The organism is Thermocrinis ruber (assembly GCF_000512735.1).
GTDB classification, from domain to species: domain Bacteria; phylum Aquificota; class Aquificia; order Aquificales; family Aquificaceae; genus Thermocrinis; species Thermocrinis ruber.
The window spans coordinates 1,453,694-1,479,373 of the sequence record NZ_CP007028.1 but is presented as its reverse complement, the minus strand read 5'-3'; the positions used below and the strand labels follow the sequence as shown (position 1 = coordinate 1,479,373).

Below are 25,680 nucleotides of genomic sequence, written 5' to 3'. Positions count from 1 at the left end.
TTTTGGCTATGGCGGAGGAAAAAGTAGAAGAGAAAAAGGGAGGAAGAAAGATATTATTTCTAATACCTATCCTCTTATTAGTTTTGGCAGTTGCAGGCGGAGGTGTATATTTCTTCCTACTCAACAAACCTAAGAAAGAAGGTGAGGAAAAGATTAGTCCCTCCCATGTGGGAGTTATGGTGGATTTGGGAGTATTCACCGTCAATTTGGCAGATAAGGGAACTGACGCCTATGCAAGGGTAGCCATAACTTTGGAACTTTCCAACGAAAAGGTAAAACAGGAGGTGGATAAAAGGATGCCCATAATCAAGGATGCAATCATAGATGTGATAAGTAGTAAAACCTCTGATTTTGTAAGGACGCCCGAAGGAAGGGAAGCCCTAAGGTTAGAGCTTATAAGAAGACTTAATATCATTTTGGTAGAGGGTGGTGTCCGAAACATATACTTTACTGAATTCGTAGTTCAGACATCGTGATGGATTTCTTTTATAGCCTTTTAAAGGTTCTACTATCTTTAGCTATAGTGGTGGTGCTCATACTCTTAGTGGTTCCATACCTGCATCCTCTTTTAACAAAGCTGAGCCTTAAAGGAAAGTCGGGGAATGTGAAGGTTTTAAGCATTGTTCCCCTTATGAGGGGTGCCTTTTTGGTGGAGCTTGAGGTGAAGGGTGTATATATGTTGATCCTTGTAAGCGAAAGGGGTGCGGATGTTGTTTATAAAGACCTTAGCCCTTAGCCTTTTGTTAATTGGTGTTTGCTACGCCCAAGAGCAGATACTGCCAAACATAGAGCTAAAAGTTGGCACAGGACAGCTGGATACTTCCATAAGACTATTGATTCTTCTAACTGTTCTATCCCTCGCCCCATCTATTCTAATCATGACAACATCTTTTGTTAGGATCGTTATAGTGTTATCCTTGATAAGGCAGGCTTTGGGTGTTCCCACCGTTCCGCCCAATCAGGTGATCGTATCCCTTGCCCTCTTTTTGACCTTTTTTATTATGAAGCCTGTTTTTGAAAACATAAACCAAAACGCCCTTCAACCTCTGCTCAGGGGGGAAATAACCGATCAGGTGTTCTTTGAAAGAACCTCGGACATTTTAAAGGAGTTCATGGCTAAGCATACAAGAAAGGAGACCATAAAGGTCTTTTTGGACATATCTGGTATGAGCAAAGAAGAAAGGGAAAAGATCAAATCGCCGAAGGATATTCCCTTGAGTGTGCTGATCCCCGCCTTTATGGTAAGCGAAATAAGCGTAGCTTTCCAGATAGTTTTTTTACTATTCCTACCCTTTTTGATTATAGATTTGGTGGTTGCGTCCATACTTATAGCCATGGGCATCCTTATGATTCCGCCCCAGATCATATCCTTGCCCTTTAAACTCATGCTCTTCGTGTTGGCTAACGGTTGGGAACTTGTTATACTTTCCCTTGTAAGGAGCTACCAATGAGCCCGGACCTGATCCTTTCTATGGGACAGAAGATGCTTGAGCTGGCTTTTATTTTGGTGGCGCCCGTTCTTTTGGTTACCTTCCTTGTGGGACTTATCGTTAGCATTCTTCAATCTGCCACCCAAATACAGGAAATGACCCTGAGCTATATCCCAAAGCTTATAGCGGCCTATGTGGTTGTTCTCCTTTTGGGTGCGTGGATGCTAAACAAACTGCTGGACTTTACAAAGGAGCTCATAGTTAATATTCCCGTCTGGCTCCGATGATCTCCCTTGATCTAAACAGCCTTTTAACCCTCTTTTTGCTTCATGTTAGGGTTGTTTCCTTTCTGTTTATGGTGCCCTTCTTTGGTAGAGAACTGTTGCCAAGCACTTTTAAGGTCTTCTTTGCTACCGCTCTTTCCTTTATGCTCTTTTTATACACAAACCAAAAACCTATAGAGTTTGCCACCACAGGGCACTTTTTTCTTGCAGTTTTAAAGGAGTTTATCTTTGGTTTTTTCAGTGGTCTTTTTCTTAGGCTTATCTTTGATGCGGTTGTGATGGCGGGAGAGATCATAGGCATAAACATGGGTTTATCCATTGCCACCCTTTTCCTTCCCCAACAACCCCAAGCTTCTGTTTTTTCTGTGTTTTTTATGCTACTTTTTACATCCTTTTTCCTCTCGGTGGGGGGTCCAGAGATCGTCTTCCTCTCCCTTGCCAATAGCCTGAGCAAGGTGCCCTTGGGAACCTTTGACCTCTATTCTATAAACCCGGATGTGTTCCTAAAGCTTTTCTATGAGAGCTTTAACCTTGCATTTAGAATTTCCCTGCCCATAGTTCTGAGTATGCTCCTTCTAAACCTAACCCTAGCCATAGTGAATAGGTTTATCCCCCAAATAAACGTCTTTATAGTTGGTTTGCCTCTGCAGGTGTTTTTGGGCTTTGCCCTTTTGGTGGTCCTCTTTCCACTAATATCCTATCTGCTCTCAAGCCATCTAAAGGAGTATATAATCAAATTCAGCAGGGCTGTAGGAGGCTAGTATGGCGCAGGAAAACAAAACAGAAAGGGCGACGCCTTACAGGAGAAGAAAGCTCAGGGAGGAAGGTAATGTAGCCAAAAGTGTGGAAATAGCCACCGCGAGCACGGTCCTCTTAGGGAGTATAGCGATCTTTTTCACAGGATACACGCTTTTTAGTAAGGTTTTGGAGCTATTTTGGAGTGTTTCTTTAAACCCATACATTGATTTCCATAGGATTTTCACTCAAATAAAGGAAGGTATATTTCCCCTTATACTGCCCTTCTTTTTGCTAAGCCTTTTGGTGGTTGTTCTTACCCACATCGCCCAGTTTGGTTTTATTTTCACCATAAAACCCCTTGAGCCCAAGCTTGAAAGGCTAAACCCCTTTGAGGGTCTAAAGAGAATTTTCTCAATGACTACCCTCTTTGAGCTTACAAAGAACCTGCTGAAGGTCTTCCTCCTTATGATAGTTGTCTATTTCTTTGTTAAATCTGGGCTTTGGGAACTCTTTAACCTCTTTGCCAGTGAGAACTCAACCGCAATAAGGAGTTTTTTAAACTTTACCTTTAAGTTGGTGGTCTTTATCTCGGTGATTGCCCTGTTTATAGCCCTTTTGGACTATGCATACAAACGGTGGGATTACGAAAGAAGGATCAGGATGAGTAAGGAAGAGGTAAAGGAGGAATACAAACAGCACGAGGGTAATCCCCTTGTTAAAAGTGCCATCAGGCGGAGGATGAGGCAGTTGGCTAAGGGTAGGATGCTTCAGGAGGTTCCCAAGGCGAGCGTTGTTATCACGAACCCCACTCACATAGCCATAGCCCTCCGTTATGATCCCAGCAAGGGAGATAAAGCACCCGTCATCTTGGCAAAGGGCAAAGGTGAGATAGCGGAGAGGATCGTAGAGGTTGCCATCGTTCATGGCGTTCCAATAGTCAGAAGGGAAGAGTTAGCCAGAGCCCTCTATCCAGTTGTGGAGGTTGGGGAGGAGATCCCACCTAAGTTCTACAGGGCGGTGGCAGAGGTTATAGCCTTTGTTCTCTCTCGCAGGAGGAGGATTGCGGTATGACGGACCTTGGAAAGTGGCTAATCTTTTTTGGTGTGTTTTTTATAGTCTTTGGTTTGGTCCTTCTGTTGGTTGAAAAGCTTCCTTTTGGCTTTGGCAAACTGCCTGGGGATATCTTCATAAAGAGGGACAATTTTACCTTTTACTTTCCCTTAGCCACTTCTCTGCTCATAAGCCTTTTGCTGACCCTTATCCTTAACCTTATATTTTGGCTTTTTAGAAAGTGAGTGGCGGAGCCGACGGGACTTGAACCCGCGACCTCCGGCTTGACAGGCCGGCGTTCTGACCTGGCTGAACTACGGCTCCTCAAAGTTATATTATAACACACATGGAGATTTTTGACCAATACGCCAAAAACTACGATCAGTGGTACGAAAGACCTTTTGGAAGTTCTGCCTTTGGGCTTGAGGTAGCTTGCCTTAAGAGAGTTATAAGTCCCTTTTCTTTATCCCTTGAGGTGGGGGTGGGGAGCGGTAGGTTTGCTCAAGCCTTAGGGATTCAATACGGATTGGATCCTTCAATAGAGCTTTTAAAGTTGGCAAGACAAAGGGGTATCCGTGGAGTCCTAGGAAGGGCGGAGACTTTACCCTTTAAAAGTTCAAGCTTTGACTTGGTTCTTATGGTGGTCTCTGTGTGCTTTTTTGAAGAACCATTGCGCGCTTTTAAGGAAGCCCACAGAGTTTTAAAGAACGACGGATATTTAGTGCTGGGGCTTGTTCTTTCGGACAGCCCTTGGGCGGACTTTTACAAAGAAAAGGCAAAGAGGGGACATCCTATTTACTCTCACGCAAGATTTTATTCCTTCGGAGAGCTTTCATCCATTTTAGCCCGGGCAAGCTTCAGGGTTGAAAGGGTATGCACTACCCTCTTTGAAGAACCACAAGACCAAGAGCCTGTGAAAAATCAAGAAATAAGGGAGGGCTTTTGGAGAGAGGGAGGGTTCTTCTGCGTAGGTGCTAAAAAGATAAACTGATGAGCCTTTCAATCAACTTGGCAAGGTTAAAATCCTTGTCTGTAATTGCTTTTGCGTCGTGGGTCATTAGCTTTATCTTTAGCCTTTTAAAACCCAGCTCTACATCCGGATGATGCCATAGGCTTTCAGCCAGGTAGGCTATGGCGTTAAAAAGCATGACAGTTTCCTTCCAGTTCTTGGTGTTGATCTCTCTGCAGATGTATCCATCCTCGTATTTCCATTGGGGAATTTCGTCCTGTATTTTTTGAAGGATCTCCTCAGGACTGTAGTGCTTTAGTCTTTCTTCTGACATGAGGGACACACCCCATAAATATAAAGGGAGCGGGATAATACCTTAAAGCCGTTTACCTCCTCGGGCACCCGGCATCCAGCATCTGCTTTTAGGTCCAGTATGGCTCCACACATTACGCAGACCAGGTGGTCGTGTTCTTGAATGTTGGCGTCATACCTTACTGAACTTCCCCAGTAGGCAACCCTTTTTATAAAACCCAGCTCCTCCAAAGTCTCCACCGTTCTGTACACGGTAGCCAGAGAGACAAAGGGATATATTTCCTTAACCTCTTCGTAAATTTCTTCAACGGTGGGGTGGTCCTTTCTGCGCAGAAGTATCTCATAAACCGCCAACCTTTGAGGGGTGATCTTTAACCCCTTCTCCTTGCAAACCTTCACAAACTCTTCAAGCCGTTCCTTTTGGTGCGCCGTCATAGCAAGTTTAATAATATAAATATAAATCAAATAAAAGTAATTCGCAACTAATTCGGACGGTAAATTGCACCTATCGATACCTTCCCTTCTTTAATAGATTTCCAGCTTTTTGGATTTCTTACCCAAGGTTTGCTAATATTATAATACTCTCCTGTAGGCGAGGTGCCGGAGTGGCCGAACGGGGCGGTTTCGAAAATCGCTGTGGGTTCAAAGCCCACCGGGGGTTCGAATCCCTCCCTCGCCGTAAAAGGTTTAACCATGAGTTATTTGACGAGGGAGCTAAAACCTTACTTTGAAAAGAGCTTTATGCCTTTGATTGATGCCATCAGCAAGGCTAAGGTGCATCCCAATTTTTTAACAGTCTTTGGCTTATTTCTCGTAGCGGTGGGCTCCTACTTCCTTTACCTTAAGGCTCATCTTCTTAGCTTTGTATTCTTGCTCTTGGGAGCCCTCTGTGATGCTTTGGATGGTGCCATAGCCAGAAAAACCAAACAGAATAGCCCATTTGGTGCATTTCTGGACTCTCTAACCGACAGATTTTCCGATGCCTTGCCCTTCATAGCCATAGCTCTATCCTCCCAAGATAAAGTTTTGCCTTTTCTCTCACTTTTGGCGTTGATCTTTTCTTTTGGTGTTAGCTATGCAAGGGCAAGGGCGGAGGGATTGGGCTTTGAGTTAAAGGTTGGTTTTTTTGAAAGAACAGAAAGGTGGATTGTTCTTTTAGCGGGCGTTCTTTTACAGCAGATATTTTTGGCTTTGATCATTTTAGCAGTAGGTTCCTTTTTGACCCTCATACAGAGGGTTTATACTTTTATGAAACTCTCCCAAGGGGGGTGAAAGGATGGGAAGGCTGATCATTGCGATCCTGTGTTTATTTACAGCTAGCGGATTGGTATTTGCCACTCAATCCAAAGCTCAGAAAAAACACAGCATAAGCCACAAAAAGACTCATATTAAATCCAAACCAGTAAGCCTAAGGGAGATAGCCTCAAGGTATGGAGATGGACCAACCTTTGAGGGAGACCCTGATGCCATAAGGCTGTCTTCCTTGCTCTTTTACGGCACTCCCTATAGGTTTGGAGGTAATAGCTCCAACGCCCTTGACTGCTCCGCTTTTGTTCAAAAGGTCTTCAGGGCAAACGGTATAGAGCTTCCAAGAGACTCAAGGGCACAGGCTAAGTATGGATATAAGGTTAGTCTCTCGGAACTAAAACCTGGAGATCTGCTCTTTTTTAAGACCTACAAGCAGGACGTGTCCCATGTGGGTATATACATAGGAGAAGGCAAGATGGTCCACGCTGCCACGAGGGGCGGGCGAGTAATGATCAGTAGCATACATGAGCCCTATTACAGACAGAGGTTCTTGTTCGCAAAAAGGGTTATAGAGGCTAAAGGGGAGGAAAAGACAGACCCTATAGCTGAAATTATAGAAAGGGAAACTAACAGATAGTTTTGCTCTTTTCTCTAACCTTTTCCTTTATCTCTGCCAAAAGAAGAAGTGCCTGCAAGGGCGTAGTCTGGGCTATGTCTATGCCTTCCAAGAATTCTTGCAGTTCCCTGAAAGCCTTTTCCCACTCCAGTTTCTCGGATTCTTGATAAACCTTTTCCAGTATAGGAACCTGCTTGTCAAAGCTTGCTAAAATTTCCTGGCTTCTTTGGATCACCTCTTCGGGCAAGCCTGCCTTCTTGGCTACATATATGCCAAAGCTACCTTCTGCCCTTCCCCTTTTGAGGGTGTAAAGAAAGTTAATGCCTTCATCACCTTTTGAGACTGCCATATGATAGTTTTTGACCATGGGTAGTTCTTCTTCTAGGTGTGTTAGCTCTAAGTAATGGGTGGCAACAAGTATGCGAGCCTTTATGTTCTTGGCTATGTATTCCACAATGGCCTTTGATAGAGCAATGCCGTCGTAGGTGGATGTGCCTCTTCCTATTTCATCAAGGATTATCAAACTTCTCTCGTCGGCAGAGTTCAGTATGGCAGATACCTCCATCATCTCGTTCATAAAGGTGGAAATGCCCAAGGCGAGTACATCCCCAGAGCCTATCCTTCCGTGAATGGAAGATGTTAAGCCTATCTCTGCACTTTTGCAGGGCAGAAAACTGCCCATGTGGGCAAGCAAAACTAAAATGCCCACTTGCCTTATGTAGCTGGACTTTCCCGCCATGTTGGGACCGGTAATTATATGAACCAGTTGTTTTTCATCCATATAGGTACTGTTGGGCACAAAATCCTTGCAAAAACTCTCTATGACTGGATGCCTACCTTCCTCTATGTATAAGACCTTTTCCTTTGAGAGCTTTGGCTTTACCCAGCCCCCCTCTATGGCTATCTGTGCCAAACCCTGAAGGTAGTCTATCTCCGCCACAATCTGTGCGTTTTTGTAGACTTTGTCTATGCTTTGCAGGACCTTTTCCTTCAGGGCTAAGAAGAGCTCATACTCCAACTCCTTAATTCTGCTGTCTGCGGATAGGATTTTCTCTTCCAACCTTTGCAACTCTTCGGTGGTAAATCTCTCTGCATTAGAAAGGGTCTGTCTTCTCTTGAAATAGCTGGGCACGTATCGTAGGTTTGGTTTTGTAACCTCTATGTAATAGCCCATCACCCTGTTGTAGCCTACTTTTAAACTTTGAATACCTGTTTCCTTTCTGAGTTTTTCCTCGTACTCCCTCAAAAGTGTCTCCCCTTTGGCTTTTATGCTTCTTAGCTCGTCAAGTTGAGGGTCTACACCATCCTTTATAAGTCCTCCCTCCTTCAGATGGATGGGTGGGTCTTCCACCAAAACACTCTCCAATTCCAAGTATAGCTCCTCCAAATCCACCATTTGGTTTAGTAGTTCCACCATGATAGAAGATCTGGCATCCTTTAGCGCTTCCCTCAACTCCTTCAAGGAGAGCAGGGCTTTCCTTAACAGGGAAAAGTCTCTGGGTGTGGCTAAGTTTCCGCTGATGCGTGATGCAAGTCTCTCCAAGTCTGGCATTTTTTCAAGGCATGTTCTTATTTCCCTGAGAAGCTCCCTGTTTTTTGTTAGTTCATCTACTCCCTCCTGCACCCTTAGTATGTCCTCTTCTCTCAAGAAGGGATGGGCTATGCGAAACTTTAGCAGGCGTCTTCCCATACCCGTTAATGTTCTGTTTATTGTTCCGAAGAGGGAAAGGTCCTCCCTTCCTTCGTAGCTTTCTAAAAGTTCAAGCCCCCTCCGGGTGCGGTAATCTATTCTAAGGTAGCCCTCTCCCGAGTAGGGCTTGGGCTTTTTCAAAAAGGGTGTGTAAGACTTTTGAGTTCTCTTTAGGTAAAGATAAGCCACACCGCATGGAATTAGACAATCTTCCTCCTCAAAACCTAAGGCTATGGCACGGAATATGTCAAAGTCCTCCTTTAAAAGTCTTAGACCCTCTTGGACCTCCTCCTGCCCGTAGTAGGTGAAAAAGCACTTAAGGAGTTTACCCAGATCTTCCTCAAAACCCTTGGGAACCAGAATCTCTTTGGGTTGGAACCTCAGCAGAAACTCCAAATAGTCTTCACCCCTAAAGGTACCCGCCAAAAACTCTCCAGTGGATGGGCAAAGGTAAGAAAGGTAGTACTTGTTTCCCTTTGGATATATGCAAGCTAAACCAGTTAAGTCTCTCTCAAAGTATGTGCCGGGTGTTATGACCCTTATTACATCCCTCTTTACGATTCCCTTAGCTTGGGAGGCATCCTCCAACTGCTCACATATGGCAACTTTGTAGCCTTTGCTTACCAGTTTGGCTATGTAAGACTGGGAAGAATGATAGGGCACTCCGCACATAGGAATGCGTTCTTTGCCCTTTCCGGCGGGCCTTGAGGTTAGCACCAAGCCGAGCTCTTTGGAACCTATTTGGGCATCCTCATAAAAGAGCTCGTAAAAGTCCCCAAGGCGGAAGAAAAGCAGGCAGTCAGAGTACTCCCTCTTTAGGGCGTGATACTGGGCAAGCATAGGTGTTAAGTCTTCACTTGGCGTATTCCACATGCCTTGTTTCCCTTATCACCACAACCTTTATTTGACCCGGGAACTCAAGCTCCTCTTCTATCTTTCTGGCGATATCCTTTGAAAGCTGGTAGGCTTCCTCGTCGCTGATCTCCTCTGGATTGACTATGACCCTAACCTCCCTTCCTGCCTGCACTGCGTATGCGTTGGCAACTCCCTTAAAGGATTTCACTATGTTTTCAAGCTTTTCTAAGCGCTTTAGGTATGCCTCCAAGGTTTCCCTTCTAGCACCGGGTCTGGCGGCGGATAGGGCGTCTGCAGCGCACACAAGGGCAACCTCTGGGAACTTCACTGGCTCTTCATTGTGATGGGCTTTTATGGCGTTGAGGACGGGCTCTGGCTCTCCGTAGCGCTTGCAAAGTTCAACACCTATATCCGTATGAGAACCACCAAGCTCGTGGGATATAGCTTTGCCGATGTCGTGAAGTAGCCCAGCCCTTCTTGCCATTTTAGCATCCAAGTTTAACTCTTCCGCCAGCAAGCCTGCAAGGTATGCTACCTCTTTGGAGTGCAAAAGTACATTTTGGGAGTAGCTGGTTCTAAAGTAAAGCTTGCCTATGTAGTAGTAGAGCCCTGGGTTTATGTCGTATAGCCCAAGCTCAAGGCAGGCTTCCTCTCCAATCTTCCTGATCCTTTCGTCCATTTCCTTTTTTACCTCATTGACCACCTCTTCTATGCGTGCAGGATGGATCCTACCGTCCTCTATGAGTCTCTCTAAGGCAATCTTGGCAATCTCTCTCCTAAGAGGGTCAAAGGATGATATGGTTACCAAATCGGGTGTATCATCTATGATCAGATCCACTCCCGTCAAAAGCTCAAAGGTCCTTATGTTCCTACCTTCCCTTCCTATGATCCTGCCCTTAAACTCGTTGGAGGGAAGCTCCACAGTAGTGGTGGTGTAGTTTATGGCGATTTCTGGGGCGAGCCTTTGGACTGCGGTGGTTATTACCCTTTTTGCCCTTAACTCTGCCATTTCTCTTGCTTCATCTTCTATCTTCTTAGCGAGCCTTATAGCCTCAATCCTCGCGTTCTCCTCTGCCCTTTTGAGCACTTCCGCCCTAGCTTCTTCCATGGTTAGGGATGCGATCCTCTGAAGTTCTAAGAGTTCCCTTTCCCTTAGTTGTTCCACTTCCCTTTCTTTTTCTTGAATCTCTTTTAGCTTATTTTCTATATCCTTCTGGGCTCTTTCCACCTGCCTTTCCAATTCCTTGAGTTCCTTTTCCCTTCTGTATAGCTCCTCCTCTCTTCTTTCAAGGGCTTCAAACCTTCTTTCTACCATTTGCTCCTTTTGGGTTAAAGCCTGTTCTTTTTGGCTTAAGCTCTGCTCTACTTCCCTTATTTTGCGCTCAAGTTCTTGCTCCTTCTTTTCAAGCTCCGCACGCTTTTGAGATAGAAGGCTTTCCACTTCTCTTTTCTTCTCCTCCGCCTCCTGCCTTGCCCTTTGGGCTTCTTCCTTGGCAAGGTTTATGATCCTTTCCGCTTCTCTTTGGGCATTCTCTAAAATTCTTTGCACGTCCTCCTCAAAGGTCTTGGTAGATTCTTTTTCTTTCCTTCTAAAAAGGAAAGCACTCGCGCCCAAGCCTCCAAGCAGGGCAAAAAAAGCTAAAATGACTGCCAACACAATCTCGTTCATCGCTCCTACCTCCTGTAGATTATGGTTTCTTCGGTGGCTATGGCATCCACCCTTTGGTCCCAAGGATCGCAGGGAATTTCTTCAAAAACCTGAAAGCTAAAGGCTACTCCCACCTTGAACCCTCTTATCCTCCCCAAAATCTTGTCGTAAAAGCCTTTACCCATCCCAAGCCTACAGCCCTTAAGGTCAAAGGCTACCCCGGGCACAAGGGCAAGCTCCACCAGTTCCGGTTCCACCTCTTCACACTGGGTAGGCTCAAGAAGGCAAAAACTGCCAGGGGCTAAGTTCTCAAGAGATCTGAGCTTGCACAGCTTCATACTATCGTGCTCTACTTTTGGGATTAAAAGGTCTTTGCCTTCTCTGAGGATTTCCTCCAAAAGAGGTGATATGTCCGGTTCTCCGTCAAAGGGGCAAAAGGCTAAGATCACTCTTGCAGACTTAAAAGGCTCCAAACTCCTTATGTTTTCCACTATAGCCCTTGAGAGCTGTTGGTATTCCTGAGTGGGCAGACTCCTCCGTAGGTTTCTTATTCTATGCCTTAATTCTTTTTTGCTCAGAACTTTCATTCTTCCGCCTCCTTTTGAGGAGGGGAAGGCAAGAAAACCCACCCGGCCGTAGAGGGAGAGGCTTCGGTGGGCCCCAGTTCCATTAGGTGGGTGTCCTCCCGGGACGTCCTCGGTGGGACAGCCCCGGAGCCCGGACTCCCTATTGCCTCACCTTGTGGACCCCAATTTAGTCCTCTCCACCTACGAGCAGGGCAGGCTTGTTTTACCTTAAGCTCACACCAAACTCTTTCTTTAAATCCTCCACCAACCCAAAGACCAATTGGTTGGCTTCTTCGTCAGATAAACTACCTTTCAAGCTCCTCAGAAAGAGCCTAAAGCTAACGCTTTTCTTGCCTTCCCCGAGTACGCGCTCATCTGTCCAAACACTAACCACCTTCAAATCTTCCACCTCTTCCAGCTTCCTTATATGCATAATTAATTTATCCACCGGTAGCCCTTTGTCCATAACCAGGGTAATGTCCCTGACCACCGGCGGATAGTTGGAAAAGGGCATATACTGAGCCCTCTTGGGTTTGAGCCTATCAAGGTCCAACTCCGCTATCAGGACCTTTTCCTTTAGGTCTAACTCTCTTTCCAAGAGGGGGTTCAAAAGTCCCAAAAAGCCAATTTCCTCCCCTTCCACCCAAAGGCTAACCTGTAGGTTTGGATGTAAAAAGGAAAATTTGGACCCCTGAGAGGTGTGCAACACCTCCATCGAGTGCAGGAGGTCTGAAACCAAGCTCCTAAACTCCTGCAGAGTATGCATGTTGGAAAGGATACCAAGCCTTCTACCTTCTCCCTCTTCAAAAAATACTTTACCCACCTCAAAGAGGGCTATCTGTTGGATAAATTTCCTTCTGTTTCTTAGGTATGAGTTGATCAAGGATGGGACCAGGGATGTGCGCAGGAACCTTTCCTCTTTTACCAGGGGGTTGATGATCTCAAGGGTTGGGCTTTTTAGACCTAAGGTTTCATAGAGCCTTTTTCCCTCAAAGGAAAAGTTGAGCACTTCAAAAAAGCCCCTTGCCTTCAGGAAATTTTTTATCTCCCTCTCCAACTTATCCTTTACCTTTGGCTTGGAGGGGACAAGAAGACGCTCCGCCCGAAGATTGTCGTAGCCCTTTACCCTCAAAAGTTCCTCCACTATATCCGCATCTCCCTGCACGTCAAAGCTTCTGAAGGCTGGAACCAGCACCTCAAAGCCACAATTCTGCACCCTCACATCAAAACCAAGTTTTTGCAGAACCTTTAGCCCACCCTCTGGGTCCAACTCTTCCCCTGCGTACCTCTTGAACTTTCCAAAGGAGAGAAAGATTCTCTTGGGTTCGTAAGGTTTAGGGTATATATCCTTTACCGCCCTCACTTCACCGCCCGTCAGTTGGAGGATCAAACCTACCGCCCTGTCTTGATGTTTCTTTAAAGACTGAATATCCACATTCCTCTCAAATCGGTAAGAGCTCTCCGTTTGCACACCCAAGGACCTGGCAGACCTCCTGATTCTAAAAGGTTCAAAGTACGCACCCTCAAGGAGAATGCTTTTTGTATGCTCCCTCACACCACTCTCCAAACCTCCCACAACACCCCCTAAGGCAAGGATCTTTTCACTGTCCGCTATGACCAAGTTTTCCTCCGAGAGCTCCTTTTCTACACCCATGAGGGTGTTGATCTTTTCTCCCTTTTTTGCCCTCCTTATTACCACTGGACCCTCTATTTTTTCCCAGTCAAAGGCGTGCAAGGGCTGTCCCCTCTCTAACATCACATAGTTGGTTATATCCACCACATTGTTTATGCTCCTTATTCCGCACTGCCAGAGCCTACGTCTGAGCCAGAGGGGAGAGGGCTTTACCTGCACTCCTTCTATCAACACCGCCCTGTATCTTTTGCAGTCTGGGTCTTCTATGCGTACTTCCACCGAACCAAAGTCCTCAAAGGTTTTGTCTTGTGGCTCTTTTAAGGGTAAATCAAACAGGGCAGAGATCTCTCTGGCAAGACCTAGGATGCTCAGCAGGTCTCCTCTGTTTGGAGTAATTTCCACCTCCAAGACATACTCACCAAAACCAAGGACATCCTTGGCGGGCGTTCCGGGACTGAACTTTTCTTCAATCACAAGAACTCCCTGACTACTATCCTCCAAACCAAGTTCCTGTGCAGAAAGAAGCATACCCTCAGAAACCACACCAGAGAAGTCTCTCTTAGAAATAACCCTATCGCCTACCCTTGCCCCCGGTAGTGCCACCAGCACACCATCCCCCTCCTTTATTTCTTGGTCCCTTGTGACCACCTGCACCACATCTCCCACATCCACCTTGCAAACCTTTAGTTCTTGCTTTTGTGGATGGTTTTCTACCTTTAGAACCTTCCCAAAGACCACTCCATCTACCGATTGCTCCCACACTTCCACGGAGGTTTCCACGCTCCTCAGGGTGAGCCCTTGGGCTATGTCCTCCGGGGATAGTCCTTTTAAATCCACGAACTCCGCAAGCCAGCTTAGAGGTGCCTTCATGGGAAGGAAATATTTTAAGGCTAAGTTTTATCCTTTAACCAGGGTTTGTATTCAAGTATCTGTTTAAAGGTGTAAGGGCAGTCTTTAGGAAAGTCTTTCTCGGTGGGAATGCTCCCAAAGTATTTTTGGGCAAGGTCGTGGTTTTTGGGCTTTTCAAACCATTTGGCTTATGACCGCATCCAAATGCCTTTGTCCTATGTGCCTTATCTCCTCCAAAAGGTTATCCCAATCTACGAGGTCGTATTCTTTGTTTTCCAAAAGCTTTAAATTCTCTTCCAACAAAAGTAGAAAGTCTTTTTCGTAGAGCTCCTTGAGTTGTTGGATTTTTAGTTCCATGGGTTTAAATATAAGCCTATTGGAAAAAAGCATAACCTCCGTAGCCTACCACTGCCTTTTTATCTCCAAAGGCGGAGGCGGAGGTGTCGTAAGCTATCAGCTTGGGCTTTAGCTTTTTCCTTTGGGCTATTATGAGGGATGCAAGGATGCCAACCTTACCACAAGCTTCGCATGTTTTTAGGCTTTCTCTATCTCCTTCAACAATACCCCTGTGGCAGTGTTCGTCTATCCACCTTGCGATCTCCTCCGGGTAATAGTGGCTTAGGTCAGAGCTTACCACGAAGTGTGTGTCATCCTCTAAGAAGAATTCCATAAACTCCGCTAAAGTTTCCGGGTCAATCCTACCATAAACAATGGGCACTATGGTTAAGTTTGGAGATAGTCTCTGCAGGAAGGGCAGTTGAACTTCCAAAGAATGTTCCCACATATGGGGTCTATTGTCCAAAGCATGAGGTAACCGGTATAGCCTCAAAAACTCTTCAATTCTTTCCCAATCTACCTTTACCCTTCCCAAGGGTGTTTCAAAAAATTGGTAATCACCGAAGGATATACCTTCAAAATCCACAAAGTGCGATGGTCCAATCAGCAGTACCTTTAGCTCCTTTCCACCCAAAAGCCCAAGGACCTTTCCCGCCACTTTGCCACTGTATACATATCCCGCATGGGGAGATATGACCCCGACAGGCTCTTCTTTGGTGTTCTTTTCCAACAGCTTATCCACCAAGCTTTTCAGAGTTTCTGGATCCTTTGGATAAAAACTTCCTGCTACTGCAGGTTTTCTTACCTTCACAGGGATAAATTTAATTCAGATGATGAGGATAGCTTGGATGTCGGAGAAGAAGGACCAAAAGGTGCTTTGTAAGGCGTGTATGCAAAGGTGCGTTTTAAAGGAGGGAGAGTATGGCAAATGCGGAGTGAGGCTAAACAGAGGAGGAGAGCTCTATCTTACTGTTTATGGTTTAGTCTCAGCCTTGAACATAGACCCTGTGGAGAAAAAGCCTCTTTATCACTTTCTTCCCGGAACTGCCACCCTTTCTCTGGGCACCGTAGGATGCAACCTGTCCTGTAAGTTTTGCCAAAACTGGGAGATATCCCAGTATCCCCAACTGAACAATTACAGGGTCTTTGGAGAGGAATACTCTCCTCAGGAGATTGTGAGCATTGCGGAAAGGTTTAATATACCCTCCATATCTTACACCTACAACGAGCCCGTGATATTCTTTGAGTTTGCCTACGATATTATGAAGCTTGCTTATGAGAGGGGCATAAAGAACATATTCGTTTCCAGTGGTTATGAGACGGAGGAGGTGCTTGAAAGGTCTGTGCCATTCCTTTCCGCAATGAACATAGACCTAAAGTCCTTCTCCGATGATTTTTATCAAAGGATATGCGGGGCAAGGTTAAAACCCGTTCTAAAAACCATAGAGAAGGCTTATAAGCTGGGCATATGGATAGAGATCACCACCCTTCTGATACCCGGCTACAACGATTCAGAAGGTGAAATTAGGGCAATAACAAGGTTCATAAGAGAGCTTTCTCCGGACATTCCCTGGCACATATCCAGGTTTTTCCCAGCCTATCTAATGGGAGACCTACCACCCACACCTGTGTCCACCCTTAAAAGGGCTTATGAGATAGGAAAGGAGGAGGGGCTTAGGTATGTGTATGTGGGGAACTATGCAGACCAAAGCTTAACCTCCACTTACTGTCCATCCTGTGGGCACATAGTTATAGAAAGGAGCGGATACTTGGGAGAACGGGTAAAGGTAAAACTCAGGGAAGGTAAGTGTGAGGTTTGTGGTTTTGAGATAGCGGGGGTTTGGGGCTAAAGCCTTTTAATGATAAAAATGATAAACTATACTCTGCAATGATTGAGTTTATGAGGTTCAGGTATTATGCCTACGGGGTTTCTCTGCTTCTTATTGGACTTTCTGTGTTTTTACTTTTTTGGAAGGGTTTGAACTTGGGACTGGACTTTACCGGTGGCACCCTTATGGAGGTTCGGTTTGAAAGGAAAGTGTCCTTGGGGGATGTTAGGAAAGCTATGGAAACTGCGGGATTGCGCGCATTTCGGGTGCAAGATACTGCCCAGGGGACCGTGATCGTAAGGTTGAGGGTGGATGAGCCAAGGGATAAGGCACTTAACGCCTTAAAAACTTTAGGAGACTATCAGCTTCTGAGGATGGAGACTATAGGAGGTATTGTCAGCAAGGAGCTGAGAAACAAAGCCTTTTGGTCAATAATAACAGCCCTTTTGGGCATACTCCTATACTTGGCCTACCGCTTTGAACCCATCTGGGGCTTGGGTGCCATCCTTGCCTTAGCCCACGATGTTTTGATAGTGGTGGGGGCATACTCTCTCACCCAGTTTGAGGTGGGCTTGGATGTTATAGCTTCTCTCCTTATTGTGGCGGGATATTCAGTGACGGATACGGTGGTAGTCTTTGACAGGATAAGGGAAAACCTAAGGATCAGAAAGGGCACAGACTTTGAAAGTCTGATAAACATCTCCATAAACCAAACCCTTTCAAGGACCTTGATGACCTCCCTAACGACCTTTGTGGTATCCCTTGTCCTCTTTGTGCTTGGGGGACCAGCCCTGTCTAACATTATGTTTGCCTTTGTGGTTGGTGTGGTGGTGGGGACTCTGTCTTCCATCTTTGTGGCAAGTGCCCTCGTGTTGGATATAAAGAGATTTTTCCTAAAGGAAGTGCCAGCCTGATGTTGGTTCTAAAAGAATTTGGAGACAAGGACCACTTTTATAGGTTTTTAAAGGACAAGGTGGGCGTTTTTTTTAGGGAGGCGGAGCAGAGGAGCCACGAAGGAGTCCACAGGGTGCTGTATTTTGAAAACAGACAGATAAACCCTCAGGTTTTCTTTGAGTGTGCAAGGCAGGGCTGTTTGCACGCATACCAAAGCGAAAACCGGTTTGCCCTTTCGGGCACAGAAGCCCAGATAAAAGAATTCTGCCGGTGTCTTTCCCAATTTCACAAGGATTTAGCCCTTGAAATTCTGCAAGCGTTGATAAATTATCGGAAAAAGTCCTTTAAGCTTCAGTTCAACTACAAAATTCTGCCCTTGGGCATAAAGACTGCCATAATGGGCGTTCTTAACGTAACTCCTGACTCTTTCTCCGACGGTGGGCTTTACTTAGAGACAAGCTCTGCGGTAAAAAGGGCGGTGCAGATGGCGGAAGAGGGGGCGGAGATCATAGACATTGGGGGAGAATCTACGAGGCCTGGTTCTCAGAGGATCAGTGCGGAGGAAGAGCTAAAAAGGGTTCTGCCCGTTCTAAAGGAGGTGAGAAAAGAGCTTCCAAAGGTCTGGATCTCGGTGGATACATACAAGGCGGAGGTTGCTAAGGCATGCCTTGAAGAGGGCGCAGATATCATAAACGACATAAGCGGAGGGACCTTTGACCCAAAGATGTTTGAAGTGGTTTCTCAGTATCAATGCCCTTATGTTCTCAACCACATAAAGGGAAGACCGGAGGATTGGAAAAGTATGACCATAGTCTATGAGGATGTGGTTCATGAGTCTATTGGGTGGCTGTGGGAAAGGCTCGGTAGGCTGAAGGCATTGGGCTACAAAGGGCAGGTTATAATAGACCCAGGCATAGGCTTTGGGAAACTTCCAGAGCACAACGTGGAAATTCTCAAGCGCTTAAACGAATACAAAATCTTTGGGGCACCTATACTGGTGGGAGTCTCAAGGAAATCCTTTATTGGTCTTGTGTTGGAGGGGCTTTTGAGGAAAAAAACGGAGCCTAAAGAGAGGCTATACGGAAGCCTTGGTGCCCTTGCCTACGCAGTGGTGAAAGGTGCCCACATCGTCAGGGTGCACGACGTAAAAGAGACGAGGGAGTTTTTAGCCCTTTTGGACACGGTGAGGACCTATGGAGATTTTTGAGTTTATATCCTACAAGGACCTTCTGGATATACTGGGGACTTCTCTGTTTGTGTATGCTGTGCTTTACTTTCTTAGGATCACAAAGGGTATTCAAATACTCAAGGGTTTGATTTTTTTGGCGCTAATATGGGCTCTTGCCAGCCTTCTGGACCTGAAGACGGTTTCCACCATCTTTGAAAAACTCTGGACGGTGGGACTCTTTTCTTTGGTGGTGATCTTTCAGCCGGAGATCAGAAAAGCCCTTAGCAAACTGGGTCAGGCTACCAAGCTAACCTCCTCTAAACCTTTGGAGGAAAGGGTTGTAGAAAGAATAGTGCGTGCCTGTGCTTTTATGTCCGAAAGGCAGATAGGTGCCCTGATAGTGATAGAGAGAAATCAGAACTTGGAACCTCTTTTGGAGGGCTGTGTGACCATTGACGCAGTGGTCTCAGTGGAGCTTCTTATCACCATATTTGACCCTCTTACTCCTTTGCACGACGGTGCGGTTGTAATAAGGGGAGATAGGATAGCCTACGCATCCTGCGTGCTACCCTTATCCAAGTCTTCGGAAATTCCCAGAAAGTATGGCACAAGGCATAGGGCTGGACTGGGAATATCGGAAGAATCTGACGCCATAGCGGTTATAGTCTCCGAAGAGACGGGAGAAATATCCGTAGCAGTGGGTGGTAAGTTTCACAGGAACTTGGATCAAGAACTTTTAAAGAGCTTGCTTTTAAAGGAACTGGGCATTAATCTATAAAGCTATGAAACTAAAAACTACCATCAAAACCAAGCCAAGCTTAAGCGTTGTGCTTGGTCCCTTTGTGGGTCTTTTGGAAAAGTCCACCGAAAGCCTTTTAGAGCAGTTGGAAGAAGAAGCCCAAAAGAATAGATGCATAACGCACTTTGTTAGAAGAAAGCCAAGGTTCTTCTTTTCTGAGGAGGTTCCACAGAGGGAGATACCCTTTAGCCAAAGCCAATGGGAAAGCATAATGAATCAACTAAAGGTTGAGCTTGATGAGGAAGAACTGGAAGTTGCCTTGGCAATTCTCCATCAGTTGGACCACAGGGGCTTTTTTGTGGGCGATGAAGCCCAGATAGCCAAAGAGTTTGGAACTTCCAAAGAATTCGTAGAGGATCTCAGAGAGTTTATAATGACCGAGCTTGAGCCCGTGGGCATCGCTTCCAAGAACTATGAAGAATTCTTCTGCGTCCAACTGAGGGAACTTTATCCAGAGGAGCCGGAGCTCTGTCAAAAGGTGTTGGAGTTTTTAAAGACAGGTGTAGGAGATCAAAGGGTAAAGGACATCGCTACCCGGCTGAGGCTAACGCCCTTTGAAGGAGAGCAGAGCCCTTACAAGGTGGGCAGTGTGGATGTGATCCTTGAGAGGGATCAGGACGGTTGGCTGGTGCTTTTGATGGAGGATTTTATAGACTTTGAGGTCCGAGAGGGAGAAAGGGAAGAAAAGGAAAGAGCCCTCCGGTGGAAAAAACTGCTGGACTTAAGGAGAAAACTTCTAAGAGGGTGCATAAACTTGGTGGTAGAAAGGCAGGAGGACTTTCTGTTGGGTATTGGTCCTCTTAAGGCTTTGGAGCTAACAGAGGTTGCACAAAAGCTTGGCGTTAGCGTCTCCGTTATAAGCAGACTTATTTCCAACAAATACGTAAAAACACCCACCGGGATCTATCCTCTTAGGTTCTTCTTTCAAAGGAGGTCCAAGGGGGGCTACAGCAGGGAGCAGGTCCTTAGGGCAATGAAGGAGATCCTTCAAAAACACGGTAAGCTCAGCGATGCCAAAGTGGCGGAGCTTTTGAGGGAAAAGGGCATAGAGCTTTCCCGTAGGACCGTATGCAAGTACAGGAGAATGCTATGAGGGAAAAGAAGGTTATAGGGCTGCTTGAGGAAAGGGGTTTAGACGGATTCCTTTTTAGCTTTCAGGCAAACGTGCTTTACCTTTCTGGTTTTAGGTCCTCCAACGCCTACGTGCTTGCCACTAAGGAGGGCTTTTACCTTTTTACAGACGCACGATATTACGAGAGGGCAAAGGGAACTTTGGGGGAGGGATGGCAGGCTGTTTTGGTAAAATCCTCCATGCACAGGACTATAAAGCAAACTATAAAAAAGCTGGGAATAAAAAGGGTAGGGTACGAGGAGGACAGGGTAAGCTGTGCCTTTAGAAAATCTCTACGTTCAAGGGACATACAATGGGTGGGCTTTAGCAACTTTCTTGGAAAACTGAGGGCTATAAAAAGTACTGAGGAAATAAAGATAATGAAAGAGGGAGTTTTGAAGGCAGACCAAATTTACAGGGAACTCCTTGAGTTTGTAAAGCCGGGGATGACTGAGTTGGACCTGAGGGGTTTTATAGTTAGAAGGGCCTTTGAAATGGGTGCAATGGGCGAGAGCTTTCCCGCCATAGTTGCCTTTGCAGAGGGTTCTGCAGTTCCTCATTGGGAAACTTCCCAGAGAAGGATAGAACAAAAGGGACCTCTGCTGATAGATATGGGCATTCTATACAAAAACTACTGCACGGATTTTACCAGAACGATCTACTTGGGAAAGGCAGACGATGAATTTAAAAAGGTCTATCAAGTGGTCAAAGATGCCCACCTCTTTGCCTTGGAGAAGGTGAAGGTGGGAACTCCCATAGGTGAAATAGACAGAACCGCAAGGGAGTATATAAAAAAGAAGGGCTTTGGCAAATACTTTACCCACAGCACGGGACACGGTGTGGGTATAGAAATTCACGAACATCCAAGGCTCTATTACAAAGGAAAGGGCTCAGAAGAACCCATAGAGGAAGGAATGGTCTTTACCATTGAGCCGGGTATATACCTACCGGGCAAGTTTGGAGTGAGGCTTGAAAACATGGTGGCAGTTGTGAAGGGTGTGGGTGAAGTGCTCTCTGAGGTGTCCCTTGACTTGATTGAGTTATAATATTTATATACGCGGGGTGGAGCAGCCTGGTAGCTCGTCGGGCTCATAACCCGAAGGTCGCGGGTTCAAATCCCGCCCCCGCAATACTTAACCACAAGAGGCACATATAAAAAGCTCAAAACCAAACCAAGCCCCACGCTGGCAAAGGCAAGGTTTGGATTAAGGTTATACCTAAGGGCAAGCACCGCAGAGAACATCATAGGTGGCATGGCAGACTCCAACAGGGAAACCTTGAAGGCGACGGGAGAGAGTTCCATAAATCTTCCCACCAAATAGACCGCAAGGATAGAAACAGAGACCTTTATGAGAATGGCAAGCAAAGATAACTTTAAGTGATCCCTTATACCACTAAGGTTTATGCTGAGCCCAAGGGCAAAGAGGATTACGGGCAAAGTGGAGTCGGCAACAAAGTTTAAGGCTTCTTCTAAGCTGGGATGCAAAGGAATCCCCTTAAAGACAAAGCCAAAGACTAAGCCCAAGAAGGGAGGAAAAAGGAGAACTTCCTTTAAGTCTGGCTTTCCACTTGCAACCATCACTCCCAAGAAGGAAACCATCAGAAAAGAACCCAAATTGTCGTAAATGATGGCGATCTGTAGTCCCTCCTGTCCAAAGTAGCTAAAGGCATAAGGGTAGCCCAAAAAGGCAGTATTTCCAAAAGAGGAGACCAAAAGAAATGTCCTCAGGTCTTTGTTAGAAAGCTTATAAAGCCGGGCTATAATGTATGCTACTAACATACATAAAACTATTGAAGCCCAAGCCAAACTGGAGATTTTTATAACCTCCAACCCAAGCTTGATCTGGTGTCCTTCCTTAAAGGCAAGGATAGGAAGGGCAAAGTACATTACATAGTTTATAAGGACCTTCTCTTGCTCCTTTTGGAAAACACCAAAGTGTTTTAGAAGTTTACCACCTATTATGGGCAGGACCACCTCAAGCATTTAAAAAGATTTCCTGAAGTCTCTTTCTTGCTATGTCTGGTGCTCCAAGATGTTTTCTGAGGGTGTTTTCCAAAACCTTTATGGGTAGTAAATTCTGTGGTGACCTTGGGTCCTGAAAGGGCGCACTGGCAAACATAGGCAGGACGCCCGCGGTTAAATCGGCAAGTTCTTTAACCTTTTCTTTTGGCAAATTGCCAAAGGCTTCTAGCCTTGCCAAGGTGCCAATTCCCTCTCCCTCTGCCAATTTCACATACCAGGTGTATTTATCAACCTTTGCCTGCTCCTCTATCTTTCTTTGGGAGTGCACCCTTATAAGAGGTGTGCGGTAGCCCTTTTTTAGGTTTTGAAGAAGGTTGGCATACTCTCTGCTTATAAAGAGTCTTTTTATGGTTTTTACAAAGCCCACGCAGGTGATACCCCTGTGCTCACTGGTCAAAGTGCCATCGCAAACCAACAGCTGAGGCTTTACCTTTTCCCAGACTTCCCTTGCGGTATTTACTTCCTCCCTTCTAAGTAGCCTTAATAACTCAAGGGATAGCTCTTTATCCTCTAAAAGTTTTTTAACCTCGTATTCCAGTCCGGAGAAAGCGGACTCCTCTATATCACCCTTTACCAAAAAGACCTTTCTGACCCTTTGCATGCGAAAAGACTGCTCTATAAGGTTTATGCTTTTTGGCTTGAGAATGATAGCGCCAGCAGACAGAGTGGCAAAGACTGCCTCGTAAGATGAGTTTTTTGACTCGTCCCACACATAAGCACTGTGGTCTATGCGCCTTATTCCATCCACAAAGGCTATGGTAAACTCTTCTGGCACATACCCTTTGTATGCATCCGTTGGGTCTTCTTCAAAGCCAGCAAACTGTTCTGATTCCTCGTATTCCAGATCTTCCATTTCGTTCATTTCCCACAGCTTTAAGCTTACTCTGTATCGCATCCTTACATCCTTTTCTCTAAAAATTCCTTTAAGACCCTTTGCCTCCTCTTTCCCTTCTTCATAGAGGACCTTAGCCTGTACGCCTCCTCTAAAAGTTTATCAACATCCTTTGGTATGCACTCTTCTATTTTTTCCCTTAGCAGGGCAGACAGGGCTGGCACCTTACCCGAGGTTGATATACCTATCACCACATCCCCTTTATGGACCAAGGCAGGGAATATAAAATTGCAGTAATCTGGACTATCTACGGCGTTGCATAGAATTTTTCTCTTGCTACAGTAGTTAAACACCATCCTTTGGAGCCCTATGCTATCCACTGCTACCACCACCATGTAAGCGGACCTCAGGTCCTTTATGAGGAACTTTCTTTTCTTCCAAGATATCTTTCCAGCTAAGAAAAGCCTTTGCAGTTCCTTTGTGATCCTTGGTGATACCACCTCTATCTTAGCACCAAAGGGTAAAAGCTTCTGGACCTTTCTGGTGGCAACCTTTCCGCCACCCACCACCAAAATTCTTTTGTCCTTCAAGTCTATAAAGGCTGGAAACAGAGGCATTAGAGAAACTCCAAAACTCTGTTTGCTAAATCCTCCGAATTTCTGATGCAGTCTGCTACAGAGACACCTTTCAGATAGTTTCCTGTTAAAAAAAGCCCAGGGTGTTCCTTTTCCAAGGTCTCCGCCAATTCGTAAAATTTGCCGTAGCCCAAATTATACTGTGGGATGGCTTTTTTCCACTTGGTGATCTTCAAAATGTTTACATCTACGCCCAAAATTTCCTTAAGTTCCTTCTCCACGGTAGCGCTTATTAGGTCATCGTCCTCTTCTACCACCTGTGGGTCTGTGGCACCGCCCAAGTAGATGGTTAATAGGTTTCCTTTTCTTCCTTCAAAGATGTTAGAGGAAAAAAGCACGCCAAGGATCCTTTTGCCCTCCTTCCTTGGCACCAAAAAACCAAAGCCGGGTGGGATAGAGTCCCTTGTGTGTGCATGAACAACAACCACAGGTGCGTAGTATATACTGTCAAACTCCTGGGCTGCGCTCCAAGAGAGTTCCCTCAGTAGGTATCCTGCGGAGGTTGCCGGTGCAGAAATCACCACCGCCCTTGCAGAAAACTTACCCTTTCTACTATCTATCACAAAATGATCATCCTTTCTTCTGATCTTTAGCACCACGTTTTCCACATCCACATCCAAAGCCTTGGCTAGATGGGAGGGTAAGGTATGGTTCCCACCCTCAAAGGATATGAGCCTTCCGCCCGGACCAAGGGCTTTTAGCTTTATTGCACCCTTTATGAGACTACCAAACCTTTGTTCCAGTTCATAGACCCTTCTGACCGCATACTTCACCGACAGCTTATTAACATCCCCTGCATACACACCGCTGACAAAGGGTTCCACAATGTAGTCAAGGAACTCCTGCCCAAGGCGTCTTTTAACAAACTCTGCGATGCTCTCTTCCTTCTTTATAGACTTGGGAATAAAGGGCTCCTTTAGAACTCTAAGCTTTGCACTCAGGGAAAGTAAGGGAGAGGTTAAAAAGCTCAAGGGAGACATGGGCAAGGGCACAAGCTTGCCCTTTTTGTAGATGTATCTTATTTTAGCCTCTTCCTTTGCATACAAGGGCTTTATACCCGCCAAGGAGAGGAATTCTTCCACCTTTTTATCCGCCAAAATGGTCTGAGGTCCCAACTCGCACAAAAATCCCTCTATTTCCTCCGTTTGTATGTTTCCACCGACCTTTTCTTCCTTCTCAAAGACCTTTACATTAACCCCGGCCTTTTGAAGGCGTAGGGCTACCGAAAGCCCCGATATACCCGCCCCCACTACTGCCACATCAATCATGACTTATATGGAACACCCTTCAAAGGTGAAGAGGGCACCGCATAGGTTCTCTTGGGCATCCTACCCGCCAAGTAAGAGAGCCTGCCCGCTATGACCGCATACTTCATGGCTACTGCCATCCTTATTGGGTCCTTAGCCTCTGCCAAAGCGGTGTTTGTTAAAATACCGTCCACTCCCAGCTCCATAACTGGCGGAATGTCTGCGGCGCTACCTATACCCGCGTCTACTATGACGGGCACAGAAACCGCCTCCTTTATAAACATTAGGTTGTAAGGGTTTTGAAGCCCAAGCCCAGAGCCTATGGGCGCTGCCAAGGGCATCACCGCCGCACAGCCCACATCCTCAAACTTTTTGGCGTAGACAGGATCATCAAAGATGTAAGGAAGTACCACAAAGCCCTCCTTTACCAAAAACTTTGCCGCCTTTAAGGTCTCCTCCATGTCTGGCAAGAGGGTCTTTTGGTCTCCGATCACCTCCAGCTTAACCCAGTTTATGCCCGTAGCCTCCCTCGCCAGCATGGCAGTTTTTATGGCTTCTTCTGCAGTATAACAGCCAGCAGTGTTTGGAAGGATCAAATATTTTTTGGGATCTATGTAATCCAAAAGGTTTTCTTTGGTTGGGTCTGTGATGTTGACCCTCCGGACCGCTACGGTAATCATCTCCGCTCCGCTCGCCTCAAGAACCTCCTTGGTTTCCTGGAAGCTCTTGAACTTACCCGAGCCTATGATCAACCGAGATCTAAAGCGCCTGCCCGCAATCTCAAAAACATCATCTTCTAGCAGCTTTTCCCAGTCTAACATCTCCGTAACCTCCTGATCTTATAAAAATATAAAGATAGTCTCAAAAGGAAAGAGATTGAAAAGAAAAAATCCCTCCCTTGAGAGCTCGCTTTAAACTTAAATCAATAGGTTCGGAAC

Annotated in this window: 29 protein-coding genes, 3 tRNA genes and 1 other RNA gene; 18 read left to right on the top strand and 15 right to left on the bottom strand. The window is 45.8% G+C overall.

What is annotated here, in order from left to right; translation table 11 throughout:
* The first annotated feature begins 8 nt into the window (after positions 1-8).
* The 7 genes from THERU_RS08055 to THERU_RS08025 are packed head-to-tail and all read left to right on the top strand — an operon-like array spanning position 9 to position 3,747.
* On the top strand, positions 9-476 hold the full coding sequence (locus THERU_RS08055; protein ID WP_025306761.1) for a flagellar basal body-associated FliL family protein: 468 nt from the start codon (positions 9-11) through the stop codon (positions 474-476).
* A complete protein-coding gene (locus THERU_RS08050) occupies positions 473-736 on the top strand; it encodes a hypothetical protein (RefSeq protein WP_156916213.1) in 264 nt (87 codons plus the stop codon). Before THERU_RS08055 ends, THERU_RS08050 begins: the two co-directional genes overlap by 4 nt.
* On the top strand, positions 708-1,451 hold the full coding sequence (gene fliP / locus THERU_RS08045; RefSeq protein WP_156916212.1) for a flagellar type III secretion system pore protein FliP: 744 nt from the start codon (positions 708-710) through the stop codon (positions 1,449-1,451). The genes THERU_RS08050 and fliP overlap by 29 nt, the downstream gene beginning before the upstream one ends.
* Positions 1,448-1,717, top strand: coding sequence for a flagellar biosynthesis protein FliQ (fliQ, locus tag THERU_RS08040; RefSeq protein ID WP_025306758.1), 270 nt, complete (start codon positions 1,448-1,450; stop codon positions 1,715-1,717). The genes fliP and fliQ overlap by 4 nt, the downstream gene beginning before the upstream one ends.
* Positions 1,714-2,475: a flagellar biosynthetic protein FliR gene (fliR, locus tag THERU_RS08035; protein WP_025306757.1), complete on the top strand. Its 762-nt coding sequence runs from the start codon at positions 1,714-1,716 to the stop codon at positions 2,473-2,475. Before fliQ ends, fliR begins: the two co-directional genes overlap by 4 nt.
* Position 2,476: 1 nt before the next feature.
* Positions 2,477-3,523: a flagellar biosynthesis protein FlhB gene (gene flhB, locus THERU_RS08030; RefSeq protein ID WP_025306756.1), complete on the top strand. Its 1,047-nt coding sequence runs from the start codon at positions 2,477-2,479 to the stop codon at positions 3,521-3,523.
* Positions 3,520-3,747 (top strand): DUF2905 family protein, encoded by a 228-nt coding sequence (locus THERU_RS08025; protein WP_025306755.1) that lies wholly within the window; start codon positions 3,520-3,522, stop codon positions 3,745-3,747. Before flhB ends, THERU_RS08025 begins: the two co-directional genes overlap by 4 nt.
* A 1-nt stretch (position 3,748) precedes the next feature.
* Here the strand turns inward: THERU_RS08025 and THERU_RS08020 are convergent.
* Positions 3,749-3,826: transfer RNA gene (locus THERU_RS08020), tRNA-Asp, on the bottom strand.
* A 22-nt stretch (positions 3,827-3,848) separates the two neighbouring features.
* On the opposite strand from THERU_RS08020, the gene THERU_RS08015 reads away from it, so the two are divergent.
* Positions 3,849-4,493 carry a class I SAM-dependent methyltransferase gene (locus THERU_RS08015; RefSeq protein ID WP_025306754.1) on the top strand — a complete coding sequence of 215 codons (645 nt, stop codon included), beginning with the start codon at positions 3,849-3,851 and terminating at the stop codon, positions 4,491-4,493.
* Here the strand turns inward: THERU_RS08015 and THERU_RS08010 are convergent.
* Positions 4,477-4,785, bottom strand: coding sequence for a 4a-hydroxytetrahydrobiopterin dehydratase (locus THERU_RS08010; protein ID WP_025306753.1), 309 nt, complete (start codon positions 4,783-4,785; stop codon positions 4,477-4,479). The two genes, THERU_RS08015 and THERU_RS08010, sit on opposite strands and share 17 nt — an antisense overlap.
* Positions 4,767-5,198: a Fur family transcriptional regulator gene (locus tag THERU_RS08005; RefSeq protein WP_025306752.1), complete on the bottom strand. Its 432-nt coding sequence runs from the start codon at positions 5,196-5,198 to the stop codon at positions 4,767-4,769. Before THERU_RS08005 ends, THERU_RS08010 begins: the two co-directional genes overlap by 19 nt.
* Positions 5,199-5,354: 156 nt before the next feature.
* On the opposite strand from THERU_RS08005, the gene THERU_RS08000 reads away from it, so the two are divergent.
* The 3 genes from THERU_RS08000 (at position 5,355) to THERU_RS07990 (ending at position 6,648) form a co-directional block, all read left to right on the top strand.
* Positions 5,355-5,442 (top strand) — tRNA-Ser (locus tag THERU_RS08000).
* Between the two features lie 14 nt (positions 5,443-5,456).
* Positions 5,457-6,035: a CDP-alcohol phosphatidyltransferase family protein gene (locus tag THERU_RS07995; RefSeq protein ID WP_025306751.1), complete on the top strand. Its 579-nt coding sequence runs from the start codon at positions 5,457-5,459 to the stop codon at positions 6,033-6,035.
* A 4-nt stretch (positions 6,036-6,039) separates the two neighbouring features.
* Complete coding sequence (locus THERU_RS07990; RefSeq protein ID WP_025306750.1) at positions 6,040-6,648, top strand: C40 family peptidase; 609 nt, start codon at positions 6,040-6,042, stop codon at positions 6,646-6,648.
* Here the strand turns inward: THERU_RS07990 and mutS are convergent.
* The 7 genes from mutS to amrB all read right to left on the bottom strand — a co-directional run bounded on the left by mutS (position 6,638) and on the right by amrB (position 15,015).
* Positions 6,638-9,190, bottom strand: coding sequence for a DNA mismatch repair protein MutS (gene mutS / locus THERU_RS07985; protein WP_025306749.1), 2,553 nt, complete (start codon positions 9,188-9,190; stop codon positions 6,638-6,640). The genes THERU_RS07990 and mutS overlap by 11 nt on opposite strands.
* Positions 9,171-10,841, bottom strand: a complete 1,671-nt coding sequence (gene rny, locus THERU_RS07980) for a ribonuclease Y (RefSeq protein ID WP_025306748.1) — start codon at positions 10,839-10,841, stop codon at positions 9,171-9,173. The genes mutS and rny overlap by 20 nt, the downstream gene beginning before the upstream one ends.
* 5 nt (positions 10,842-10,846) lie before the next feature.
* Complete coding sequence (locus THERU_RS07975) at positions 10,847-11,407, bottom strand: 5-formyltetrahydrofolate cyclo-ligase (RefSeq protein WP_025306747.1); 561 nt, start codon at positions 11,405-11,407, stop codon at positions 10,847-10,849.
* Between the two features lie 31 nt (positions 11,408-11,438).
* Positions 11,439-11,608: non-coding RNA, 6S RNA (ssrS, locus tag THERU_RS08510), on the bottom strand.
* Between the two features lies 1 nt (position 11,609).
* Complete coding sequence (gene pheT / locus THERU_RS07970; protein WP_025306746.1) at positions 11,610-13,889, bottom strand: phenylalanine--tRNA ligase subunit beta; 2,280 nt, start codon at positions 13,887-13,889, stop codon at positions 11,610-11,612.
* A gap of 153 nt (positions 13,890-14,042) precedes the next feature.
* Complete coding sequence (locus THERU_RS08765) at positions 14,043-14,225, bottom strand: DUF29 family protein (RefSeq protein WP_342666004.1); 183 nt, start codon at positions 14,223-14,225, stop codon at positions 14,043-14,045.
* 16 nt (positions 14,226-14,241) lie between these two features.
* Positions 14,242-15,015 carry an AmmeMemoRadiSam system protein B gene (amrB, locus tag THERU_RS07960; protein WP_025306744.1) on the bottom strand — a complete coding sequence of 258 codons (774 nt, stop codon included), beginning with the start codon at positions 15,013-15,015 and terminating at the stop codon, positions 14,242-14,244.
* A 19-nt stretch (positions 15,016-15,034) separates the two neighbouring features.
* Here amrB and amrS point away from each other — a divergent pair, with 19 nt between their 5' ends.
* From amrS to THERU_RS07925, 7 genes are all read left to right on the top strand, one after another.
* Positions 15,035-16,054, top strand: a complete 1,020-nt coding sequence (gene amrS, locus THERU_RS07955; RefSeq protein ID WP_025306743.1) for an AmmeMemoRadiSam system radical SAM enzyme — start codon at positions 15,035-15,037, stop codon at positions 16,052-16,054.
* A gap of 50 nt (positions 16,055-16,104) precedes the next feature.
* A complete protein-coding gene (gene secF / locus THERU_RS07950; protein ID WP_245565820.1) occupies positions 16,105-16,947 on the top strand; it encodes a protein translocase subunit SecF in 843 nt (280 codons plus the stop codon).
* Positions 16,947-18,134 carry a dihydropteroate synthase gene (gene folP, locus THERU_RS07945; protein WP_156916211.1) on the top strand — a complete coding sequence of 396 codons (1,188 nt, stop codon included), beginning with the start codon at positions 16,947-16,949 and terminating at the stop codon, positions 18,132-18,134. The genes secF and folP overlap by 1 nt, the downstream gene beginning before the upstream one ends.
* Positions 18,121-18,873: a diadenylate cyclase CdaA gene (gene cdaA, locus THERU_RS07940; RefSeq protein ID WP_025306740.1), complete on the top strand. Its 753-nt coding sequence runs from the start codon at positions 18,121-18,123 to the stop codon at positions 18,871-18,873. The genes folP and cdaA overlap by 14 nt, the downstream gene beginning before the upstream one ends.
* A 4-nt stretch (positions 18,874-18,877) precedes the next feature.
* Positions 18,878-19,987, top strand: coding sequence for an RNA polymerase factor sigma-54 (locus tag THERU_RS07935; RefSeq protein ID WP_025306739.1), 1,110 nt, complete (start codon positions 18,878-18,880; stop codon positions 19,985-19,987).
* Positions 19,984-21,051: a M24 family metallopeptidase gene (locus tag THERU_RS07930; protein ID WP_025306738.1), complete on the top strand. Its 1,068-nt coding sequence runs from the start codon at positions 19,984-19,986 to the stop codon at positions 21,049-21,051. Before THERU_RS07935 ends, THERU_RS07930 begins: the two co-directional genes overlap by 4 nt.
* A gap of 10 nt (positions 21,052-21,061) precedes the next feature.
* Positions 21,062-21,135: transfer RNA gene (locus THERU_RS07925), tRNA-Met, on the top strand.
* Here the strand turns inward: THERU_RS07925 and THERU_RS08395 are convergent.
* From THERU_RS08395 to THERU_RS07895, 5 genes are read right to left on the bottom strand one after another with little or no spacing between them, the layout of a single operon-like run.
* Positions 21,117-21,989: an AEC family transporter gene (locus tag THERU_RS08395; protein WP_025306737.1), complete on the bottom strand. Its 873-nt coding sequence runs from the start codon at positions 21,987-21,989 to the stop codon at positions 21,117-21,119. The two genes, THERU_RS07925 and THERU_RS08395, sit on opposite strands and share 19 nt — an antisense overlap.
* Positions 21,982-22,923 (bottom strand): DNA double-strand break repair nuclease NurA, encoded by a 942-nt coding sequence (locus THERU_RS07910; protein ID WP_025306736.1) that lies wholly within the window; start codon positions 22,921-22,923, stop codon positions 21,982-21,984. The genes THERU_RS08395 and THERU_RS07910 overlap by 8 nt, the downstream gene beginning before the upstream one ends.
* A gap of 2 nt (positions 22,924-22,925) precedes the next feature.
* Positions 22,926-23,477, bottom strand: a complete 552-nt coding sequence (locus tag THERU_RS07905; protein WP_025306735.1) for a precorrin-2 dehydrogenase/sirohydrochlorin ferrochelatase family protein — start codon at positions 23,475-23,477, stop codon at positions 22,926-22,928.
* Complete coding sequence (hemG, locus tag THERU_RS07900) at positions 23,477-24,763, bottom strand: protoporphyrinogen oxidase (RefSeq protein ID WP_025306734.1); 1,287 nt, start codon at positions 24,761-24,763, stop codon at positions 23,477-23,479. The genes THERU_RS07905 and hemG overlap by 1 nt, the downstream gene beginning before the upstream one ends.
* Positions 24,760-25,563, bottom strand: coding sequence for a thiazole synthase (locus THERU_RS07895; RefSeq protein ID WP_025306733.1), 804 nt, complete (start codon positions 25,561-25,563; stop codon positions 24,760-24,762). The genes hemG and THERU_RS07895 overlap by 4 nt, the downstream gene beginning before the upstream one ends.
* Between the last annotated feature and the right edge of the window lie 117 nt (positions 25,564-25,680).

Bases quoted from the DNA above. Each gene is read 5' to 3' on its own strand.
- folP (WP_156916211.1), top strand. From the start codon at position 16,947: ATGTTGGTTCTAAAAGAATTTGGAGACAAGGACCACTTTTATAGGTTT.
- THERU_RS08010 (WP_025306753.1), bottom strand. From the start codon at position 4,785: ATGTCAGAAGAAAGACTAAAGCACTACAGTCCTGAGGAGATCCTTCAA.
- THERU_RS07995 (WP_025306751.1), top strand. From the start codon at position 5,457: ATGAGTTATTTGACGAGGGAGCTAAAACCTTACTTTGAAAAGAGCTTT.
- THERU_RS08055 (WP_025306761.1), top strand. From the start codon at position 9: ATGGCGGAGGAAAAAGTAGAAGAGAAAAAGGGAGGAAGAAAGATATTA.
- THERU_RS07905 (WP_025306735.1), bottom strand. From the start codon at position 23,477: ATGCCTCTGTTTCCAGCCTTTATAGACTTGAAGGACAAAAGAATTTTG.
- THERU_RS08015 (WP_025306754.1), top strand. From the start codon at position 3,849: ATGGAGATTTTTGACCAATACGCCAAAAACTACGATCAGTGGTACGAA.
- rny (WP_025306748.1), bottom strand. From the start codon at position 10,841: ATGAACGAGATTGTGTTGGCAGTCATTTTAGCTTTTTTTGCCCTGCTT.
- THERU_RS07975 (WP_025306747.1), bottom strand. From the start codon at position 11,407: ATGAAAGTTCTGAGCAAAAAAGAATTAAGGCATAGAATAAGAAACCTA.
- mutS (WP_025306749.1), bottom strand. From the start codon at position 9,190: ATGTGGAATACGCCAAGTGAAGACTTAACACCTATGCTTGCCCAGTAT.
- THERU_RS08025 (WP_025306755.1), top strand. From the start codon at position 3,520: ATGACGGACCTTGGAAAGTGGCTAATCTTTTTTGGTGTGTTTTTTATA.
- pheT (WP_025306746.1), bottom strand. From the start codon at position 13,889: ATGAAGGCACCTCTAAGCTGGCTTGCGGAGTTCGTGGATTTAAAAGGA.
- THERU_RS07990 (WP_025306750.1), top strand. From the start codon at position 6,040: ATGGGAAGGCTGATCATTGCGATCCTGTGTTTATTTACAGCTAGCGGA.
- THERU_RS08765 (WP_342666004.1), bottom strand. From the start codon at position 14,225: ATGGAACTAAAAATCCAACAACTCAAGGAGCTCTACGAAAAAGACTTT.
- fliQ (WP_025306758.1), top strand. From the start codon at position 1,448: ATGAGCCCGGACCTGATCCTTTCTATGGGACAGAAGATGCTTGAGCTG.
- hemG (WP_025306734.1), bottom strand. From the start codon at position 24,763: ATGATTGATGTGGCAGTAGTGGGGGCGGGTATATCGGGGCTTTCGGTA.
- fliP (WP_156916212.1), top strand. From the start codon at position 708: ATGTTGTTTATAAAGACCTTAGCCCTTAGCCTTTTGTTAATTGGTGTT.
- fliR (WP_025306757.1), top strand. From the start codon at position 1,714: ATGATCTCCCTTGATCTAAACAGCCTTTTAACCCTCTTTTTGCTTCAT.
- THERU_RS08395 (WP_025306737.1), bottom strand. From the start codon at position 21,989: ATGCTTGAGGTGGTCCTGCCCATAATAGGTGGTAAACTTCTAAAACAC.
- secF (WP_245565820.1), top strand. From the start codon at position 16,105: ATGAGGTTCAGGTATTATGCCTACGGGGTTTCTCTGCTTCTTATTGGA.
- cdaA (WP_025306740.1), top strand. From the start codon at position 18,121: ATGGAGATTTTTGAGTTTATATCCTACAAGGACCTTCTGGATATACTG.
- THERU_RS07895 (WP_025306733.1), bottom strand. From the start codon at position 25,563: ATGTTAGACTGGGAAAAGCTGCTAGAAGATGATGTTTTTGAGATTGCG.
- THERU_RS07930 (WP_025306738.1), top strand. From the start codon at position 19,984: ATGAGGGAAAAGAAGGTTATAGGGCTGCTTGAGGAAAGGGGTTTAGAC.
- flhB (WP_025306756.1), top strand. From the start codon at position 2,477: ATGGCGCAGGAAAACAAAACAGAAAGGGCGACGCCTTACAGGAGAAGA.
- THERU_RS07935 (WP_025306739.1), top strand. From the start codon at position 18,878: ATGAAACTAAAAACTACCATCAAAACCAAGCCAAGCTTAAGCGTTGTG.
- amrS (WP_025306743.1), top strand. From the start codon at position 15,035: ATGATGAGGATAGCTTGGATGTCGGAGAAGAAGGACCAAAAGGTGCTT.
- THERU_RS07910 (WP_025306736.1), bottom strand. From the start codon at position 22,923: ATGCGATACAGAGTAAGCTTAAAGCTGTGGGAAATGAACGAAATGGAA.
- THERU_RS08005 (WP_025306752.1), bottom strand. From the start codon at position 5,198: ATGACGGCGCACCAAAAGGAACGGCTTGAAGAGTTTGTGAAGGTTTGC.